The 19,268-nt window shown below is 64.3% G+C and carries 15 protein-coding genes; all 15 read right to left on the bottom strand.

Translation table 11 applies throughout. The features are described from left to right. Positions 1–161: 161 nt before the first annotated feature. The gene (locus tag AC56K1_RS15255; RefSeq protein ID WP_497158646.1) at positions 162–1,451 is read right to left on the bottom strand and encodes a DUF3422 family protein; all 1,290 of its coding nucleotides are present in this window, start codon (positions 1,449–1,451) and stop codon (positions 162–164) included. A 28-nt stretch (positions 1,452–1,479) separates the two neighbouring features. Beyond that, positions 1,480–2,421 (bottom strand): LysR family transcriptional regulator, encoded by a 942-nt coding sequence (locus AC56K1_RS15250; protein ID WP_497158645.1) that lies wholly within the window; start codon positions 2,419–2,421, stop codon positions 1,480–1,482. 55 nt (positions 2,422–2,476) lie between these two features. After that, on the bottom strand, positions 2,477–3,427 hold the full coding sequence (locus AC56K1_RS15245; protein ID WP_497158644.1) for a glycoside hydrolase family 43 protein: 951 nt from the start codon (positions 3,425–3,427) through the stop codon (positions 2,477–2,479). Between the two features lie 65 nt (positions 3,428–3,492). Beyond that, positions 3,493–4,452 (bottom strand): galactofuranose ABC transporter, permease protein YjfF, encoded by a 960-nt coding sequence (yjfF, locus tag AC56K1_RS15240; RefSeq protein ID WP_497158643.1) that lies wholly within the window; start codon positions 4,450–4,452, stop codon positions 3,493–3,495. Beyond that, positions 4,449–5,465 carry an ABC transporter permease gene (locus tag AC56K1_RS15235; protein ID WP_497158732.1) on the bottom strand — a complete coding sequence of 339 codons (1,017 nt, stop codon included), beginning with the start codon at positions 5,463–5,465 and terminating at the stop codon, positions 4,449–4,451. The genes yjfF and AC56K1_RS15235 overlap by 4 nt, the downstream gene beginning before the upstream one ends. Positions 5,466–5,509: 44 nt before the next feature. Beyond that, positions 5,510–7,033: a sugar ABC transporter ATP-binding protein gene (locus AC56K1_RS15230; protein WP_497158642.1), complete on the bottom strand. Its 1,524-nt coding sequence runs from the start codon at positions 7,031–7,033 to the stop codon at positions 5,510–5,512. A gap of 7 nt (positions 7,034–7,040) precedes the next feature. Continuing rightward, positions 7,041–8,003: an ABC transporter substrate-binding protein gene (locus AC56K1_RS15225; protein ID WP_497158641.1), complete on the bottom strand. Its 963-nt coding sequence runs from the start codon at positions 8,001–8,003 to the stop codon at positions 7,041–7,043. Between the two features lie 111 nt (positions 8,004–8,114). Further along, the gene (locus tag AC56K1_RS15220; RefSeq protein ID WP_497158640.1) at positions 8,115–8,618 is read right to left on the bottom strand and encodes a hypothetical protein; all 504 of its coding nucleotides are present in this window, start codon (positions 8,616–8,618) and stop codon (positions 8,115–8,117) included. Positions 8,619–8,677: 59 nt separating this feature from the next. After that, positions 8,678–11,023, bottom strand: a complete 2,346-nt coding sequence (locus AC56K1_RS15215; protein WP_497158639.1) for a beta-L-arabinofuranosidase domain-containing protein — start codon at positions 11,021–11,023, stop codon at positions 8,678–8,680. Beyond that, positions 11,020–12,036, bottom strand: coding sequence for an arabinan endo-1,5-alpha-L-arabinosidase (locus tag AC56K1_RS15210; protein ID WP_497158638.1), 1,017 nt, complete (start codon positions 12,034–12,036; stop codon positions 11,020–11,022). Before AC56K1_RS15210 ends, AC56K1_RS15215 begins: the two co-directional genes overlap by 4 nt. 176 nt (positions 12,037–12,212) lie before the next feature. After that, the gene (locus tag AC56K1_RS15205; RefSeq protein ID WP_497158637.1) at positions 12,213–13,760 is read right to left on the bottom strand and encodes an alpha-N-arabinofuranosidase; all 1,548 of its coding nucleotides are present in this window, start codon (positions 13,758–13,760) and stop codon (positions 12,213–12,215) included. A 25-nt stretch (positions 13,761–13,785) separates the two neighbouring features. After that, on the bottom strand, positions 13,786–15,705 hold the full coding sequence (locus AC56K1_RS15200) for a glycoside hydrolase family 97 protein (protein ID WP_497158636.1): 1,920 nt from the start codon (positions 15,703–15,705) through the stop codon (positions 13,786–13,788). A 145-nt stretch (positions 15,706–15,850) separates the two neighbouring features. Beyond that, complete coding sequence (locus AC56K1_RS15195) at positions 15,851–16,618, bottom strand: SDR family NAD(P)-dependent oxidoreductase (RefSeq protein WP_497158635.1); 768 nt, start codon at positions 16,616–16,618, stop codon at positions 15,851–15,853. Between the two features lie 33 nt (positions 16,619–16,651). Then, a complete protein-coding gene (locus tag AC56K1_RS15190) occupies positions 16,652–18,223 on the bottom strand; it encodes an aldehyde dehydrogenase (NADP(+)) (RefSeq protein WP_497158634.1) in 1,572 nt (523 codons plus the stop codon). Next, positions 18,220–19,212: an AraD1 family protein gene (araD1, locus tag AC56K1_RS15185; protein WP_497158633.1), complete on the bottom strand. Its 993-nt coding sequence runs from the start codon at positions 19,210–19,212 to the stop codon at positions 18,220–18,222. Before araD1 ends, AC56K1_RS15190 begins: the two co-directional genes overlap by 4 nt. Positions 19,213–19,268 lie beyond the last annotated feature (56 nt).

Genomic DNA, 19,268 nt, shown 5'->3' with positions numbered 1-19,268 from the left:
AGGATTCCCAGTTCGCTGTGCGTACGGCTACCGGTCGCGGGCAGGGGAAACCCGTCGCCTTCATTTTGTTGTCTTGCCGCAAACTTTTATAACGGGCCGATTATAACGAGCAATCTTCAAGCACCGCGCCCGTTACACTTCGGCGCGGCTGACGTGCCGAATCAGAGGGGATGTGCCAGCTTGCGATGCATGCGGCGCTGGGCGAGCCAGACGGCGCCGGCCACCAGCGGCACCAGCGCGCCCAGCGCCAGGTCCGGATTGAGCGGGAGGCCAAGCGCCTTCGCGCCCTTGCCGGCATAGCCGAGCAGGCCCACCAGATAGTAGGAAATCGCGGCCACCGACAGGCCTTCCACCGCCATCTGCAGGCGCAACTGCTGCGCGGCGCGCGCGTTCATCGATTGCAGGATCTGGCGGTTCTGCCGTTCCTGCACGATGCCCACCCGTGTGCGCAGCAAGTCGTTGGTGGCGGCGATGCGGCGCCCCAGCGCTTCCTGGCGCGCGGCGGTGGACTCGCAAGTGTTCATGGCCGGCGCCAGGCGGCGGTCCATGAATTCCTCGACGGTGGGCGTGCCTTCGATGCGCTGCTCGCGCAGCTCCTCGATGCGGGCGCGCACAAGGCGAAAGTAGGCACGCGAGGCGGTGAAGCGGTAGCCATTGTCGAGGGCCAGCTTGTCCATGCGCGCGGCCAGGCGCGTGATCCGTTCGAGCAGGCGCTGCTCGCCGCCCTCCTCCCCGCCCGAGGCATCCAGCGCCACCATGGCGCCCGCCACCTCGGCCAGTTCGGCCTCGATGCCGTCCAGTTCCGCGCCGACCGAGCGCGCGGCGGGAAGGCCGAGCAGCGCCATCATGCGGTAGGTCTCGATCTCCAGCACGCGCTGCACCAGCCGCCCCGCCTGCAGGTGGCGCATGCCGGTGTCGCGGATGACGAAGCGGCTGAAGCCATCGGCCTGGATGGCGAAGTCGGTCCATAGTTCGGCGCCCTGCATCACCTGCGAGCCGGCCAGCAGGCTGCGCTCGAACACGGCCGGAAGGCCGCCTGCATCGAGTGCGCCGTCGACCAGCACCACGTGCGCCGCCGCCATCAGCCGGCCGGCCAGGCCATGCAGCCAGCCGACGGGAATGTGGGCGAGCGGGACGTGGCCGAAGGCGCCGGCAAGCGCGGTGTCTTTTGAAAGGCGTGCAGTGAAAGTGTAGGAGGCGAATTCGGTATGGCATTCCCACTTCAGGCGCAGGGGGCCGAAGTCATGGAAGAAGTGGCTGGCACCAGGAACCGGCGCCGGCACGCCGAAGTGGGCGCACAGGCTCGCCAGGAGCGGATGCTGGTCGCCGCGCCAGACGGCGAGATGGGTGATCGCTTCCGGGCCGTCAAGGCGCAGGAAGGGGCGCGAATGCAGTTCCGACGCGAGTGGCACCCGCAGCGGATGACTCAGCGCGGCCAGGTCGCGCTTCATGCGGGCCTCCGTTGCGAAGCCCGCGGTGTCAGTAGATCTCGGCCGCCGCCAGGCGCACCTGCTTGAGCAGCAGGTCCGCGCCCGGCGCCAGCAGATGGTCTTGCTGGCGGATGATCCCGAAGGCGTCCATCTTGCACGGCAGCTCGATCGGCAGGATGCGCATCACGTTGAGCGAGGCGTAGTACTGCGCCACTTCCTGCGGCATCACGTGCAGCGAATCGGTCTGCTGCAGGAGCGCGGTGATGAACAAGAGCGCGGTGGTGTCGACCACGTTCCTTGGGGGCTGCAGGCCGGCGCGGCGGAACATCATGTCGAAGCGGTGGCGCAGGATGCTGCCCGGCGGCGGCAGGATCCAGGGGCGGTCGGCGATGTCTTCCAGCGCCAGCGATTTCATGTCCAGCAGCGGATGGCCGGGGCGCACCACGGCGCATGCCGGCTCCTCGGTCAGTTCCTCGTACACGAGCCCCGTCGAATCTTCCTTCTCCAGGATGCGGCCGATCATGAAGTCGAGCGTGCCATGCTGGAGCTTGTCGAGCAGGACGTTGCTGGGCTCGAGGTGCACGCCGATGCGCAGCAGCGGGGCCTGCTCCTTGATGCGCGCGATCGCCCGCGGCAGCAGCGCCATCGCCGGCGACATGATGACGCCCACCTCCACCTGCCCCGACAGGCCGGCCCGCAGCGCCAGGATGTCGTCGTGGGCCAGCGCCAGGCTCGTGAGCGCCATGCGCGCGTGGCGGATCATCGTCTCGCCGTAGATGGTCGGCTCCATCCCGCGCGGCAGGCGGTCGAACAGGCGCACGTCCAGCATCTCTTCGAGGTCCTTGATCTGCTTGGACGCTGCCGGCTGGGTCATGTGCAGCTCGTCGGCAGCACGGTGGATGTTGCGGTAGTCGTCCAGCGCGATGAGCAGCAGGAGCTGGCGCGTCTTGAGGCGCGCCTTCAAAAACCAGTTCGGGTTCGATGTATCCATCAGAAAATAATATCATTGGTGATATCATCCGGACAGGAATACCGCTGAGTTGTTTTCACTTGCAGCCTGGCGAAGGATTCGCGGCTGGTCCTTCCGCGGTCTGCGGCGCCAGGAGGATCTTCCCGTCCGCGCCGTAGCGCAGCTCTTCCACCGCGGCCGAACGCCGGAACTCGCCGCCGGTCGGCAGCTTGCCGTTATGGTAGAAGATGTAGGACTTGCCGTTGAAGTCCACGATCGCCTGGTGAATGGTCTTGACGTTGGTGTTCTTCTCCATGATCACGCCGCCAAACGACCACGGACCCGTAGCTGTCGGGCCGGTCATGTATACCGTCTCTTCCGGGAAGTGGCGTGAGTACGAGAGGTAGTAGGTGCCCTTGTGCTTGTGCAGGTAGGCCGCCTCGGTAAAGGCTTCCAGGCCGACGGTGTGGATCGGGCCATCGAATTCCGTCATGTTCGGCTTGAGCTTTGCGTACTTCATCACCGTGTTACCCCAGTAGAGGTAGGCCTGGCCATCGTCGTCGACGAAGACCGCCGGGTCGATGTCGTCCCAGAAGATGCTGGTCTCCTTCGTCATGTCGTTGGTGACCAGCGCCGTGCCGCGCGCATCGACGAAGGGGCCGGTCGGGCTATCGGAGACGGCTACGCCGATCGCCTTGCCCGGGATGGTCTTGTGGTCCACCGTCGAATAGAAGTAGTACTTGCCGTTGCGCTTGACGATGTCCGAGGCCCAGGCGTCGCGCCCGGCCCACTTGAAGGTGCTGTAGCGCAGCGGCGAGCCGTGGTCCGTCCACTGCTTCATGTCGCAGCTGGAGTAGACGCGCCACTCGTTCATGACGTAGTCCTTGCCGCCCTCCGGCGCTTCGTCCTTGCCGACGTAAAGGTAGACGCGGCCCTTGTCCACCAGCGCAGCCGGGTCGGCGGTGAAGATGTTGGTGACAATCGGGTTGGCGGCCTGGGCGAGCGAGGCGGCGCACAGGGCGGCGGCGAGGATGGTGCGTTTGAACATTTGGTCTCCTATTCGTTTTCTTTGATTTATTTGGCTAATACGTAGGTGGTGTGCGATCACACCACCTACGTATTTTTTGCCCCCATCACCCGCTGCACCACGCAAAACACAAACAGCAGCCCCCCAATCACGATCTTGGTCCACCACGAACTGAGCGTCCCATCGAAAGCGATCAGCGTCTGGATCGTCCCCAGCACCAGCACCCCCGACAGCGCGCCCAGCACATAACCGTAGCCGCCGGTGAGCAGCGTGCCGCCGATGACCACCGCGGCAATCGCATCGAGCTCGGTGCCTTGCGCATGCAGTCCGTAGCCCGACAGCATATAGAACGAGAACAGCACGCCGGCCAGCGCCGCGCAAAAACCACTGAAGGCATACACGAAGATCTTGGTGCGGCCCACGGCCAGCCCCATCATCGCCGCCGACTGCTCGTTCCCGCCCAGGGCATACACCGCGCGCCCGAACGCGGAGCAATGCGCCATCCACACGGCCAGCGCCAGCATCATCAGCGCAATCAATGCGCCGGGCGACAGGAAACCGCCCAGGAAGGGCAGCTGGCTCTGCGACATCGTCACGAACAGCGGATCCTCGATGGTGATCGACTCGATGCTGATGAGATAGCAGAGGCCGCGCGCCAGGAACATGCCGGCCAGCGTCACGATGAAGGGCTGCAGCCGGAAGAAGTGGATGATCGCGCCCATGGCGCCACCGAAGGCGCTGCCTCCCAGCAGCACGGTGGCGATCACCGCCACCGGCGGCCAGTGCGCTACCTGCAGCAGCCAGGCCGCGATCATGGTGCTCAGTGCCAGCACCGCGCCCACCGACAGGTCGATGCCGCCCGAAAGAATCACGAAGCCCATGCCGATCGCGATCACCAGCAGGAAAGCGTTATCGATCAGGAGGTTGAGCATCACCTGCAGCGACAGGAAGCCGTCATAGGCCTGGCCGCCGATGACCAGCATCGCCAGCAGCAGGATGACCGTCGCCATCGAGGTGAACCAGGGCGCCGTGGTCAGGTTCTTCATGCCGCCCTCCTCTTCCACAGGTCCTTGAACTGGCTTGATTGCGAAATGCAGACCAGGAAAACCACGACCGACTTGACGACCATGTTGACCTCGGGCGGGACGCCCAGCGAATAGATGGTGGTGGTGAGCGTCTGGATGATGAGCGCACCGATGATGCTGCCGACCAGGCTGAACCTGCCGCCCACGAGCGAGGTGCCGCCCAGGGTAACGGCCAGGATGGCGTCCAGCTCCAGCAGCAGGCCGGCGTTGTTGGCGTCCGCGCTCTTCACGTTGGAGCTGATCATCAAGCCGGCCATGCCGGCGCAGGCGCTCGAGAACACGTAGACGAAGACCACCAGCGCCGCGGTGCGGATGCCCGCCAGCCGCGCCGCCACCGGGTTGATGCCAACCGCCTGGATGAACAGGCCCAAGGCGGTGTGCCGCATCAGGAAGGCGGTGACGGCCAACACCGCCACCACGACGAACAGCGCGAACGGCAAGCCGAACAGATAGCCGCTGCCGAGGAAGAAGTAGGGCTGGTAATAAACCGTGACGATCTGGCCGTCGGTCAGCAGCTGGGCCAGGCCACGGCCGGCCACCATCAGGATCAGCGTCGCCACGATCGGCTGCAGGCCAAGTCCGGCGACCAGTGCGCCGTTCCACAACCCGCACAGCAGCGCCGCGCCAAGCGCGGCCAGCATCGCGAGCGGCATCGGCGTCTGCGCCACATACTCGGGCACGCCGTTATTGATCACCATGGTCCCGCCGACCAGCATCGATGCCACCGTGCCGGACAGCGCCACCACGGCGCCGACCGAGATGTCGATGCCGCGCGTGGCGATGACCAGGGTCATGCCGATCGCCGCCAGCATCAGGGGCGCGGCGCGATTGACGATGTCGACCAGGCCGCCGTAGAGATGGCCGTCGCGGATCTCCAGGTTGAAAAATCCCGGGATGAGCGCGAAGTCGATCAGCAGCAGGACCATGAGCGCGGCCAGGGGCCGGAACAGCGGGTGCTGGAAGACCGAGGGCATCGCCGGCTTGGCGGGTGTGAGCACGGATGGTTTCACCGAGACGTTCATGCGCAATGCTCCCCGGCGATCACGTGCAGCACCGAGCTGTCGTCGAGCTCACCGCGTTGGTGCTCGCCGCAGGCCTTGCGGTCGCGCATGACAACGATACGGTCGCTCACACGCAGTACCTCGGGCAGCTCGGACGAGATGAATAATATCGACATGCCCTTGCGGCACAGGGTGGTAACGTAATCCATGATTTCCTGCTTGGCGCGCACGTCGATGCCGCGCGTCGGTTCATCCAGAATCATCAGCTTCGGCTCGGTCACAAGCCAGCGAGCAAGGAGGACCTTCTGCTGGTTGCCACCTGAGAGCGCGCCTATCGGCGTCTCGATGCTCGCCGTCTTGATCCCCAACTGTTTCACGTACCAGGTGGCGAGTTCCTGCTGGCGGCGCATCGGGATCGCGCGCAGCAGCCCCTGGCGCGCCTGCAGCGCCAGGATCAGGTTCTCGCGCACGGACAGCGACAGGATCGCGCCTTCAATCTTGCGGTCTTCGGAGCAGAAGCCGATGCCTTCCGCGATAGCGTCGCGCGGCGTGGCGAAGCTGCGGTGTTTCCCGTCAATCTCGATGACGCCGCTGTCGGCCTTATCGGCGCCGAACAGCAGGCGCGCGGTTTCGGTACGGCCGGAGCCGAGCAGGCCGGCCAGTCCGAGCAGCTCGCCCTTGCGGATGGTAAAGTCGACCGGTTGGAGGACACCCTTGCGCGCCAGGGCTTTGGTACGCAGGAAGGTCTCGCCGTTGGCGTCGTTCGCAGCGCAGTGGCTGGCCGCCTGTTCGGCAGCTTCGCTTGGCGCACCGACCATCTTGTTGACCAGGGCAAGGCGCGACAACTCACTGCACACGTACTCGCCTTCGCGCTCGCCGTTGCGCATCACCGTGATGCGGTCCGAGATCGCGTAGGTCTGCTCTAAAAAGTGGGTGACGAACAGGATCGCCATGCCCTGCTCGCGCAGGCAGCGCAGCACCGAGAACAGCAGCTGGACTTCGGTTTCGTCCAGGCTGGAAGTCGGCTCGTCGAGGATGAGGACCTTCGCCGAAATATTCAGCGCACGGGCGATTGCCACCATCTGCTGAATGGCGAGCGGATAGGTCGACAGCGGTTTGCCGACGTCGATATCGATCTTCAGGCGCGCCAACAGCGCGGTCGCCTGCCTGCGCATGCCCCGCCAGTCGATCATGCCAAGGCGGCGCGGATAGCGTCCGATGAAGATGTTCTCCGCGACCGACAGGTTCGGGCACAGGTTCACTTCCTGGTAGACCGTGCTGATGCCGAGCGCCTGCGCATCCTGGGTGGAGGCCGGCGCGATGGTTTTCCCGTCCAGCACAATGCTGCCCCGCTCCGGATGGTAGACGCCGGTGAGGACCTTGATCAGGGTCGACTTGCCGGCGCCGTTCTGGCCCATCAGCGTGTGGACTTCGCCGGGATACAGGCGCAAGCCCGCGTCCGACAGCGCCTTCACGCCCGGGAATTGCTTGTGGATGCCGGTCACTTCCAGTACCGGCAGCCTGGTCGTCGAGGCGAGCATGGCCGCCTCAGTACTTACGATTCGGGAATTCCCTGGCCGCGACTTCAGCTGGGAACACCCCCTCGTTCACGGTAATGCGCCTCAAGACAGGCTTGCCCGCCTTGACCAGCTGCGCCGTCTGGATCAGCTGCGGCCCGAGCAGCGGGTTGCACTCGACGGTAACGTTGAGCTTACCCTGCAACATGGCCTCGAACGCACCCTTCACGCCATCGATCGACACCACCAGGATGTCCTTGCCCGGTTTGAGGCCCGCTTCCTCGATAGCCTGGATCGCGCCGATGGCCATGTCGTCGTTGTGCGCGTACAGTACGTTGATGTTCCTGCCCTCGGATTTCAGGAAAGCCTCCATCACTTCCTTGCCCTTGGCACGGGTGAAGTCGCCGGTCTGCGAGCGCAGGATCTTCAACTTCGGATTGCCGTTGATGACTTCCGCGAAGCCCGCCTTGCGATCCAGCGCCGGCGCCGAACCGACGGTGCCCTGCAGCTCGACGATGTTGTAGCTGCGGGTCGGGTTCTTCTTCTGGTGCTCGCTAAGCCAGCGCGCCGCGCGGCGGCCCTCTTCCACGAAATCGGACCCGATAAAGCTCACATACAGCGACGGGTCGCTGACCTTCACCGCGCGGTCGGTCAGGATCACCGGGATCTTGGCAGCCTTCGCTTCGCGCAGCACCGTGTCCCAGCCCGATTCGACGACCGGCGAAAACGCGATCACGTCGACGCGCTGGGCGATGAAGGAGCGGATCGCCTTGACCTGGTTCTCCTGGCGCTGCTGCGCGTCGGCGAATTTCAGGGTGACGCCGGCTTTCCTGGCGGCGTCCTTGATCGAGGCGGTGTTCGCGGTGCGCCATTCGCTTTCGGCGCCGACCTGGGAGAAGCCGATGGTGAGCGGTTTTTGGGCGTGGGCGGGGATGGCGGCGGCGAGCAGCAAGCTTGCTGCCGCGCCCAGGAGGGTTCTGCGGGTGATGGTCATTACCTTGTCTCCGGTCTTGTTGTTTCACAATCCTAGGACAAAGTGTGATGCTGATCCAATCAATTTTCTGATCTTATCGATATCGAAATCGATATCGACAGACGACAGTCATCATTCGATCGTGCGCCGGGTGGTGAGCGCGCCGTCTTTTCCCGACACAGTGATCTCATTGATGGATTCTGAAGGACCGGAACAGTCACCCGTTTCCAACGCTGTCGGTGCGAGCAGCTTACGTCGATCGAACGCGATAGCGACCTCGCCTCGAACGATGCCTCCGCACAGTCCATTCAGGTTCCAGTTCATTGGTACAGGCCGAAGGCTGACGATGACATTGCCGCCGCTCAGCCGGCAGCTGCGCTGGGCATCGACCAATTGCGTCACACGGTCCGCGTCCCCATCGGGACGTCTGCTGAACCGGACCAGGGACCAGAACACGATCGCTTTGGGATCGCTTGCGGAAACCGCACCGTAGCGGACTGTCAGCCGGTCCTGTCCGGGATCGCACTCGACCCAAGCGGCATTCTTCACAACATCGGCGTGAACCGCCGCGTGCGCGCACAGCATCAGGACTGCCACCATCAGGCGGCGACAAGTGCGGATTGAAGCGTAGGCCATGTTCTATTCGCGCGGAATTGATGAGATCGAGAAACTGTAGCCGATTAGTAAACGAAGCGCTATCTCAGCAGGCGCAGCCCATACAGCCCCCCGGCCACAGACCCTGGCTTGGCAACGAACTTGACGGTCAATTTACGCGGTGTTGCTTGGGTGCCGAATACCGGCAGCGGATAGTCGATATGGTAGAAATCAGGTGCTACATCGCCAGGCAAGGCAACTTTGGCAACCAGTACCCCGCTCACTTCCACATCGAAGCGCCTTCCTGCATCGGCCTTGGCAAACGTCAGCCGCAGCAGCTTCGCCTCACCCTTTGGATCATTCAGCTCATAGCTGAACCACTTGCTCGCATGTCGCCAGTGGCGGCCGCCGTTCACACCCGCCTCACTGCCCTCACCCTTGAAAAAGTGATCCGACTCCGGCTGCTGTTCACCCGGCGCGACCTGGTCGATGGTGCGGGCGTCGAGCGCCAGTCGTTCGGCTTCGCGCGCCGCATTCTCCGCCCTCATGCGCTCGAAGTTACTAGGTGTCGAATGCTGCCAGTACATCGTGTAGCGCGAATCGTGCAGGCGGAAAAACGGGACAAACTCTGTCGCTGATCCAGCCGCACCACGTACCAGTCCGGGCGCTGCAAAGGTCAGCGGCTTGCCCTTCACCGGCTTGAAGCGCCGCAGGAAGTCCGTCGAATCGCTGACCAGCATCGGCGCAGCCTCGAGCGGGCACACCTGCCCCTGCGCGATATGCCCCATGCGCGACTCGTCCGCGAGGAAGTTCAGCTTCTCGTCCCCGAACATGCGCGTCTTCGCGGCCAGCACGATCGGGCCATGCAGGACGGCGTAGTAGTTCGATTTGTCCGGCATCTGCTCCAGTCGCGTCGTCATCGGCAGCTGCACGTCGACGGCATCGCCCTTGCGCCATTCGCGCCCGATAGTGACGTAGCCGCCAGGCTGCGCATCGACCATCACCACCTTGCCATTGACCTTCACCACCAGCTTCCCGGCCGCCACCCAGGCCGGGTAGCGGATCTTCATCGTGAACCTGGCCGGTGCATCGACGCTCAAGCGCGTACTGCCCTGGTCCGGGAAGCGCGTCGCCTGCGTAATGCGCACGCCCTTCTCGCGCCAATTCAGTGTCGACGGAATGAACAGGTTGACGAACAGCGCATCGCCCTCCTGCGCATAGATGAATTCACCGTATTTTGCATGGCTCTCGATCCCCGAGCCGACGCAGCACCACATGCCCTTGTCCACCTGCGAGTACACGCGGTAGTGGTTCGGCCGCATCGGGGTGAAATACACAAAACCACCGCCCGGCCGTTGCGAGGACAGGATGTGGTTGTACAGCGCGCGTTCGACGTAGTCGCCGTAGCTGCCCTTTTGCTCAGACTCGAACAGCATCTGGGTCAGCTTGATCATGTTGTAGGTGTTGCATGTCTCCGGCCCCTCGACCTCGTTGATCATCGGGCCGAAGTCCTTCTCGTCGTGGAAGTGCTCCTTGACGCTGTTGCCGCCGATGGCCACCGTGCGGCGGTCGACCACCGTCTGCCAGAAGAATTGCGCGGCATCCTTCATGTCCTGCCGCCCCGTCATGCCGGCGATGCGCAGGAAGCCGATCACTTTCGGGATCTGGGTGTTGGCGTGCAGGCCGGTGAGCTTGTCCTGCCCTTTCACCAGCGGCAGCAAGACCGCCTGGTGCGAGAAGCGCAGCGCCAGGTCGAGGTATTTTCGCTCGCCCGTCATCTGCGCCACGTCGGCAAAGATCTCGTTCATGCCGCCATGCTCGCTGCGCAGCATCTGTTCCATCTGCTTGGGGCTCAGGCGCGCGCTCAAGCGCAGAGCCCAGTCACTCAAGACGATGAGCATCGCGCGCGCATCCTTGTTACCGGCGTACTTGTACGCGTCGCGCAGGCCGGCGTAGACCTTGTGCAGGTTGTACCAGGGGACCCACTTGCCGTTGACCGAGAAATTGTCCGCTTCCAGCTTGCCGGCCGCGACCTCGCGCCAGGCCTGGCGTCCGCCGGGAATGCCGCCCAGGTAGCCGTCGCCATTCGCTGCCTGCGCGCGCTTGAGTTCAGCCACGAAGTAGTTCAGGCGGCGTAGAGTCTCTGCATCGCCGGTCGAGGCGTACATCAACGCCAGCGCCGAGAGGTAGTGGCCGCCCATATGGCCGTCCAGTCCCGTCGACTCCCAGTTGCCGTAGCCTGGCTTGCGTGGCTCCAGCCCCGCCTCGCGCAGGAAGGGCGCGAGCAGCCGGTCCGGCTCCATCGCCATCATGTAATGCAGGTCGGTGGTCTGGGCGTCCAGGAAGGGGCCCGGCTTGAGGCGGACGTCGGCCGGGGGGAAGAGTTCGGCCCCCTGCGCGCACGCGCCGGCCAGCAGCAGCGTCAGCGCAGCGAGTCGGATTGTCATGGAAGTTGAGCGCTCGTGTAGCGGTTCAGGTCCGCGGCATCCACGACCGGCCAGCCGCCCTTGTCCCACTTCATGCCCAGCACTTTCAGCTTCTGCTTGTACTTGTCGGCGGTCTCGTAGGCGTGCAGCACCATGTAGTCCTTGCCGTCAAAGGTATAGGCGCTGTTGTGGCCGAGGGCTTTCCACTCGCCGGTGCCCCGTATGACGAGCGAGCCGCCACCCTTGGCCATGTCCACGCCGTTGCGGTCGAGGTAAGGCCCGGTGACGGATCTGGCGCGGCCGACGACCACCTTGTAGGTGCTGTCCTTGGCCTTGCAGCACAGGTCCCAGGACGCGAACAGGTAGTACCAGTCGTCCTTCTTCATGATGAAGGGCGCTTCGATCTGTGCCGGGCCGGCTTCTTCATCCGGCGTGTAAGCCGGACGGTCGCGGCGGGCGATCGTATGCCATTCCTGCGGCTCCGCCAGTCTGGTGCGGCTGGCGTCCAGCTTCACCAGCTTCAGGCCTGTCCAGAACGAACCGAAGGACATCCACGGCGTGCCCTTCTCGTCGTCGATGACGTGCGAGTCGATGGCATTCCACAGGTCGCGGCCCGGCCTTGACTGCAGCACCATGCCCTGGTCTTCCCATTTGTAGTTGGGCGAGCGCGGGTCGAGGGTGGCGTTGGTGGTCACGCCGATGCCCGAGGTGTTCTTGCCGAAGCCCGAGACCGAGTAGTACAGGTAGTACTTGCCGGCGTGGTGGTAGATGTCTGGCGCCCAGATGTGGTCGTTGAAGCTTGGTGCGGCCTCTTTTGCCCACGACGGCTCGCCTGCAAAGACACGGCCTTCCGGTTTCCACGACTTCATGTCGGTGGAGCTATAAAAGGTGATGCCGGGGCCGGTGCTGAAGAGGTAGTACTTGCTGCCTTCTTTGGCCATGACGGGGTCGTGGACGCCAACCTGGGCGGCGAAGGCTGGTAGCGCAACGGCCAGCGCGAGCGCACCGGCAGATAAACGGGAGAGAAAAGACATCGCAGCATCCAGAATGAGTTGATTTTTCGCGATACGTAGGGTGGGCAAGTCCCTTGCCCACGCGTTCAGCCATAGTATGCGTACCGATACGTGAGCATCGTACGCGACCGTGATTTGAACGCGCGGGGCGGTCTGGTCCAGTGGACCAGATCACAAGCCGCCCACCCTGCCAAACCTTACGCCTCGACGGCGACGACGACGACCGACTTCGCCGGCACCGTCAAGGTCAGCTTGCCGTTTGCAGCCTTGGCGCTGTACGACACCGGCTTGATCGCATGCGGCTGGTCGAAGGTGTTATGCGCGTCCATGGTGTCGGAAGTCAGCACCTGCCCCGTCGCGCCGGACGCCGACTGGCCCTTCAGGTCCACGACCACGTCGCTGGCCTGGCGCGGATTGGTGTTCACCAGCGCCACGTAGACCTTGCCGTCCTTGCCTCTAGCACTCGATGCGCTGATGCCCGGGATGCTCTTGTTGTTGCTTGAGTAAGACACGTCGTTATTGACCGCGGTCGGCAGCGAAGTCGCGTCCTGGAAGGGCACATACATCTTGTACGCGTGGTAGGTCGGCGTGAGCAGCATCCTGTCCTTGTCGGTGATGATCATCGCCTGAAGCACGTTGACCATCTGCGCGATGTTCGTCATCCGCACCCGCTCCGCGTGCGCATGGAAGATGTTGAAGTTCAGGGCCGCCACGACCGCGTCGCGCAGGGTGTTACGCTGGAACAGGAAGCCCGGGTTGGTGCCTGGCTCCACGTCGTACCAGGTGCCCCATTCGTCGACATAGAAGCCGATCTTCTTCTCGGGATCGTTCTTGTCGAGGATGGCGACGTTGTTCTTGATGAAGCCGTCCATGCGCAGGGTCTGGTGCAGCGTCGAGAACCATTCGTTTTCCTCGAAGCCGGTGGCGGCGCCCTTCTTCTCCCACACGCCGGTCGGCAGCGTGTAGTAGTGGAAGCTGATGCCGTCGGTGCCGCGTGCGGCTTCCTTGCTCAGCACCTCGGTCCACTTGGTGTCGGCGTCATTGCCGCCGCTGGCGACCATCTTCGGGCGCGCATTCGGCGGGGTTTTGAGGAAGGTGGCGTAGTGGTTGTACAGGTGGGCGTAGTATTCCGGCTTCATGTTGCCGCCGCAGCCCCAGGCTTCGTTGCCGATACCGAAGTACGCGACCTTGTACGGCTCCTTGCGGCCGTTCTTGCGGCGCTGCTCGGCCAGCGTGCTCTTGGTGTTCGAGGTCATGTACTCGAGCCACTCGGCCATCTCCTGCGGGGTGCCGGAGCCGAGGTTGCCGTTGATGTAGGCTTCGGTGCCCAGAATGTCGACCAGGTCGAAGAACTCGTGGGTGCCGACGGCATTGTCTTCGGCCACGCCGCCCCAGTGGGTGTTGACCTTCACCGGGCGCTTGTTGCGCGCGCCGATGCCGTCGCGCCAGTGGTATTCGTCGGCGAAGCAGCCGCCCGGCCAGCGCACCAGCGGTACCTTCAGTTCCTTCAGCGCGCCGACCACGTCCTTGCGCCAGCCGCGGGTGTTCGGGATCTTCGAATCCTGGCCGACCCACAGGCCTTCATAGATGCCGGTGCCGAGGTGCTCGGCGAATTGGCCGTAGACGTTCTTGTTGATGACCGGGCCGGGGCGGGTTGCGTCGATCGTGACGCTCACCTGCGCAAAGCCGGGCGCCGATGCGGCGAGCATGCCGAGCGCAAGGATGGTGGGCTTGAAAGCTTTCACTGCTGTCTCCTGGTTCTATTAGAAATTATTTGAAAACGGCGACGAAGCCGCCGTGCGCCTTGATGCTGATCTTGTGCTTGCCGGCCTTGAGCGCGGACTGGCTGAATTCGCGTTCGCCCGTACCGTCGGTAATGAAGGCGCCGCTGCGGTGTCCGATGAAGGACAGGTCCAGTTCGAGCGGCTTATCGGTATCGTCGGCGTTGATGCCGGCGACATACCACGCCTGCCCTGACCTGCGCGCGATCACCACATGGCGGCCCGGGTAGCCGTCGATGAATCGCGTCTGGTCCCAGCTGCGCGGCAGCTCCCGCAGGAAGCCCTTCACATAAGCCGGCACGGTGGCCATGCCTTCCGGCGTTTCGGCAAAATGCTGGATCCCCGACAGGAACAGCACCGACTCGGCCAGCTCGAAACCGTTTCTGGTCTTGCGTTGGATGGTCGGGATGTCGTGGAAGGCCACCGGCGTGAAATCCATCGGGTCGAACAGGTTGCGTGCGAACGGCAGCATGGCGGCGTGGCGTGCCACGGCGTCCTGATCAAGCTGGAAGAAGGTGGTGAACTCGAAGCCGCGCACCGCTTCGGCGGTCATCAGGTTCGGGTAGGTGCGCGACCAGCCGCGCGGCAGCGTGGCGCCGTGGAAGTTCACCAGCAGGCCGGCCTTTGCCGCGTCAACCAGGATGTCGATGTAATAGGCGATCATCGACTGGCCGTCGCCGGCGAAGAAGTCGATCTTGACGCCCTTGATACCCATCTCGCGCAGTTTCGCAAACTCCTTGACGCGCTGTTCGCGGCTCAAGAGCGCACCCTTCGGGCTGTACTCGGTCTTGTTCCAGGCGCCGGACGAGTTGTACCAGACCAGGATGCCGATGTTCTTCTTCGCGCCATACGCCACCAGCTCGCGCATTTTGGCGTCGCCGATCTTGCGGTCCCAGTCGGCGTCCACCAGCGTGTAATCCCAGACCATGTCGGCGGCGTGGTCGACGAATTTCTTCTGGACGTCGAAGACGGTGCCGTCGTCCTTGAGCAGTGCCCAGCTCCACGAGGCGTGGCCGGGCTGGATCCTGGTTTTGTCGAAGGTGATGGCGGGTGCCGCCAGGTCGGTGCCGAGGGTCGATTCGACGATGGTGCGCAGCGAACCCAGGGCGATCACGCGCCATGGCGTGACCAGGTCGCCGCGGGTTTCGGCCAGCAGCGCGCCGCCGGTGAACACTTCCGGTGCGGTGGGGGTGCCGAGCTTGTAGCGGCCATTCGGGGATTCGGCTTCTAACCGGGAAGCGTGGAAGCTGCCGTCCATGTTGGCTTCGGTGAGCGCAACCCAGGTGTCGCCCGTGCGGAACAGTGCGGGGAAGACCCAGCCGGCGGAGGTCGGCGACTTGCTGCCGACGGCGATTTCGCGCTGGTAGTGCTCTTCGTAAGCGGGGTTGGTGTTCATCCAGCCGGTCTGGGCGACCGACATCGGCTGCAGCCAGGCTTTGGCGGATTGGTCGAAGCTGAAGCTTGTCGCCTCAAGGACGAACTTCTTGTGGGGCAGCGAAGCGTCGCGTACCAGGTAGCGGAATGCCACACCGTCGTTGGACGCGCGGAAGGCCAGGTCCATCGTTTGTCCCTGCGCGTTGCGGACGGTATAGATCTGCTCGTTGGCGCGGTAAGTGATTTTGCGCTTCTTGCCGGTGGCGAGTTCGTAGCTGTCGCGCACAGGCTTGATAGCCGAGATCTTGGCGATGGACAGATTGGTCGTCAGGTCCGCGCCTTGCAGCGTGAGGCCGAGAGGGGACGGGAGGATGACGGGTTTGCGGTCGCGTGCGATGGCGTAGGTGAGCGTGCCGGAGGGGGCGGCAACGACGGATACGGAGATCTGGCCGTCGGGGCTGGTCAGGGCGGCGGCGTGCGCCTGGGCGGTCAACAAGGCGACAAGCGCCAGCAAGGTGCGATTCACAGCGGTCATGGCAAATCCCGTTAGCGCGTCGTTCCGGCGCAGGCCGGAACCCAAGTTCCTGGCGTAGCGGCGAAATTCGATCCCGGCCTGCGCCGGGATCACGGTTCTAGAGGTGGTGGGAGAAAAGACGGTAGCGGCACTCCGCCGCTACACATCAGGTCCAGCCTGCGTCGACGACGAAATCCTGCGCGGTGCACATCTTGCTGTCGTCGGCACCGAGGAACAGCACCATGGCGGCGATATCGTCCGGCATGAGCTTGCCCGGCAGGCACTGGGCCTTCTTGATTTCGAGCTCGGCGTCTGCGTCCACCCACAAGTCGATCTGGCGCTGGGTCATGACCCAGCCCGGGGTGACGGTATTCACGCGCACCCCAAACGGTCCGAGGTCACGCGCCAGGCTGCGCGTCAGGCCGATCACGGCCGCCTTGGTGGTGGCGTAGACGGGATAGCCCGCGCCCTTGGCATGCCAGGACATGGAAGAGAAGTTGATGATGGAGCCGCCGCCCTTTTTCTTCATGCCCGGCAGGACTGCCTGCGCGGTGAAGAACATCGGGCGCTGGTTGATGGCGATGCGCTCGTTCCAGTAGTCGAGCGAGACTTTTTCGATGTCGTGGCGCTGGTCGTTGGCCGCGTTATTGACCAGCACATCGAAGTCGCCCAGCTGCTGCGCCAGCTCGGCCATCGTGCGCTGTAGCGCAGGAATGTCGGTAATGTCGCAATAGCGGAACACCGGCGCATTGTGGCCGGAATTGCCCAGCCGTGCGCACAGCGTTTCGCTGGCTTCCTTTGCGATATCGACGAAGGCCACGACCGCGCCCTGCTCCACGAACGCTTGCACGATCGCTTCGCCGATACCGGTGCCGCCGCCCGTCACGAATATCCGCTTGCCCTGCAGGCTGGGGTAGTTTGCCAACTGTGTCATACCGTCTCCATCTGTTCTTATTGTGATACCGGCTTACTCTTTGGTCAATGCACCGTCTTTGCGGCGCCAGATGCCAAGAGGATTCCCGTTGCGCAGCGGCTCGGGCAGCAGCGCGTCTGGCAGGTTCTGGTAGCACACCGGACGCAGAAAGCGCTGGATGGCGCCGGTGCCCACCGAGGTGCTGCGCCCGTCGGCCGTGGCCGGGAACGGGCCGCCGTGGACCATCGCCGTCGAGACCTCGACGCCGGTCGGAAAACCGTTGGCCAGGATGCGGCCGACCTTGCGCTCCAGCACCGGCAGCAGCGCTTTCGCGGCAGCGTAGTCGCCTTCGTCGATCTGCAGCGTAGCGGTGAGCTGGCCTTCCAGCAGTTCCGTTACCTCGCGCAGCTGGTCGACGTTCTTGCAAACGACCAGCACCGAGGCCGGGCCGAAGACTTCGGCGTGCAACTCGTGGCGCGACAGGAAATGCTCGGCGCTGGTGCGGAACAGCGCGGCGCCGCCCTTGCCTTCGTCATGGTCGACGCGCGCCAGGGTGGTGATCGCTTCGTGCGTGTGCAGCGCGTGCACGCTCTTGCGATAGCTGTCGGCGATGCCCTGGTTGAGCATGACGGCAGCCTGCGTGCCAGATAGTGCTTCAGTGGCGCCGGCGCAGAACTCACCCAGGCCGGGGCCGTCGACCACGAGCACGAGGCCCGGGTTGGTGCAGAACTGGCCCACGCCCATGGTCAGCGAGGCGGCAAACCCCTTGCCGATTTCGGTGGCGCGGCTGGCGAGTGCATGCGGCATGATGAACAGCGGGTTAATGCTGCTCATCTCGGCGTAGACCGGAATCGGCTGCTTGCGTGCGGCGGCGACGGCCATCAAGGCGGTGCCGCCCGAACGCGAGCCGGTAAAGCCGACCGCCTTGATGGCCGGGTGGCCGACCAGCGCCTGGCCGATGCCGTTGCCGGTGCCGGTCAGCAGCGCAAACACGCCGGCGGGCAGCTCGCACAGCTGCACGGCGCGGGTCACGGCGCGCGCCACCAGTTCCGAGGTGCCCGGATGGGCCGAGTGCGCTTTCAGCACTACCGGGCAGCCGGCTGCGAAGGCGGAGGCCGTATCGCCGCCGGCCACCGAGAAGGCCAACGGGAAGTTCGATGCGGCGAACACCGCGACCGGGCCGACGCCGATCAGGCGATAGCGCAGGCTTGGCCGCGGCGGGGTGCGTTCCGGCAGTGCGGTGTCCATGCGGGCATCAAGCCACGAGCCTTCGCGCAGCAGCTCGGCGAACATGCGCAGCTGGCCGACGGTGCGGCCACGTTCACCCTCCAGGCGCATGCGCGGCAGGCCCGACTCCATCATGGCGCGTTCGATCAACTCGTCGCCAATGGCCAGGATCTGCTCGGCCACGGTGTCCAGAAAAGTAGCGCGCTGCCGGTCGGTCGTAGCGCGGAAGATGTCGAAGGCTTCGCCGGCAAGCATGCAGGCGCGGTCGATCTGGCCTGCATCGACCATGTGGAAGGATGGCTCGAGGTAGTCCCGCTTGGTCGGGTCCCAGGCCTTGAACGAACCTGCGGCGCCGCGTTCCTGCACGCCGCCAATGATGGCTTCACCGGTAATGGTCATAAGGTTTTCACTTTCGCAAATTGGGTGGCATGGACCGCAAGGCGGTTGCGCAGGGCCGGGCCGAATTGCGGCGACTCGACCTCGAAAGACTCGCCCGCTTCCACGGTGATGCTGTCCGAGAAGCTCAGCGTGGCGGTGCCGAAGAAGTGGATGTGCACATCGCCGGGGCGCTTGAACAGGCCGTACTTGAAATGGTGGTGTTCGAGGTTCTCGATGGTGTGCGACATGTTCTGCTCACCGCTGACAAAAGCCTTTTCCCAGCGCACCTGGCCATCCTTCTTGAGAATGCGCGAGGTGCCCGACACGTGGCTCGGGAGCTCGCCCACCAGCAGCGCCGGGCCGAGGCCGCAGTTGCGCAGCTTGGAGTGGGCCAGGAACAGGTAATTCTGGCGTTCGGTGACGTGGTCGGAGAACTCGTTGCCGATGGCGTAACCGAGGCGGTAGGGCTGGCCATCGTCCCCGATCAGGTACAGGCCGGCGATTTCCGGTTCTTCGCCACCGTCGAGCGAGAAGTCGGGCATCCCGAGCTCCTGGCCGGTGGCGCGCACGATCGAGCCGTCGCCCTTGTAGAACCATTCGGGCTGCACGCCCGCGCTGCCAGATTCCGGCTTGCCGCCTTCAACGCCCATGCGGAACATTTTCATCGAGTCGCTCAGCGTGCCGACGTCGCCGTCGATTTTCTTGTGCATGGCGTCGCGCGTGTCCGCGCTGCCCAGGTGGGTCAGGCCGGTGCCGGTGACGTAGCAGTGGGCGGCGTCCGGGTGGTCGAGCGGCGGCAGGATGTGGCCGGCGTCCAGCAGGGCGTCGTATTTGTAATGCTCAAGGCCTGCGGCGCTGTCAGCCAGCTGGGCCAGGCTAGTTCCGGCGGCGATGGCGGCGCGGGCCAGATCCAGCGTCGTGGCGTAGCCGTCGATGACGCGGATGGTGTTGTCGTGCAGGATGCCGATGCGGCGTTCCTGCGATTCGGTGGTGAATTGTACGAGCAGCATGGCCCGGGTCTCCAAATGTTTTGTTAGTCGAGAGCGGCGCAGGTCGGGATGCGTGA

This window comes from Telluria sp. ZB4P37 (genome assembly GCF_059685855.1).
This window is presented reverse-complemented; position numbering and strand designations above follow the sequence as displayed.

Coding starts and splice junctions, on each gene's coding strand:
- AC56K1_RS15220 (WP_497158640.1), bottom strand. CDS start 8,618: ATGGCCTACGCTTCAATCCGCACTTGTCGCCGCCTGATGGTGGCAGTC.
- AC56K1_RS15230 (WP_497158642.1), bottom strand. CDS start 7,033: ATGCTCGCCTCGACGACCAGGCTGCCGGTACTGGAAGTGACCGGCATC.
- AC56K1_RS15195 (WP_497158635.1), bottom strand. CDS start 16,618: ATGACACAGTTGGCAAACTACCCCAGCCTGCAGGGCAAGCGGATATTC.
- AC56K1_RS15250 (WP_497158645.1), bottom strand. CDS start 2,421: ATGGATACATCGAACCCGAACTGGTTTTTGAAGGCGCGCCTCAAGACG.
- araD1 (WP_497158633.1), bottom strand. CDS start 19,212: ATGCTGCTCGTACAATTCACCACCGAATCGCAGGAACGCCGCATCGGC.
- AC56K1_RS15225 (WP_497158641.1), bottom strand. CDS start 8,003: ATGACCATCACCCGCAGAACCCTCCTGGGCGCGGCAGCAAGCTTGCTG.
- yjfF (WP_497158643.1), bottom strand. CDS start 4,452: ATGAAGAACCTGACCACGGCGCCCTGGTTCACCTCGATGGCGACGGTC.
- AC56K1_RS15210 (WP_497158638.1), bottom strand. CDS start 12,036: ATGTCTTTTCTCTCCCGTTTATCTGCCGGTGCGCTCGCGCTGGCCGTT.
- AC56K1_RS15215 (WP_497158639.1), bottom strand. CDS start 11,023: ATGACAATCCGACTCGCTGCGCTGACGCTGCTGCTGGCCGGCGCGTGC.
- AC56K1_RS15200 (WP_497158636.1), bottom strand. CDS start 15,705: ATGACCGCTGTGAATCGCACCTTGCTGGCGCTTGTCGCCTTGTTGACC.
- AC56K1_RS15190 (WP_497158634.1), bottom strand. CDS start 18,223: ATGACCATTACCGGTGAAGCCATCATTGGCGGCGTGCAGGAACGCGGC.
- AC56K1_RS15245 (WP_497158644.1), bottom strand. CDS start 3,427: ATGTTCAAACGCACCATCCTCGCCGCCGCCCTGTGCGCCGCCTCGCTC.
- AC56K1_RS15235 (WP_497158732.1), bottom strand. CDS start 5,465: ATGCCCTCGGTCTTCCAGCACCCGCTGTTCCGGCCCCTGGCCGCGCTC.
- AC56K1_RS15255 (WP_497158646.1), bottom strand. CDS start 1,451: ATGAAGCGCGACCTGGCCGCGCTGAGTCATCCGCTGCGGGTGCCACTC.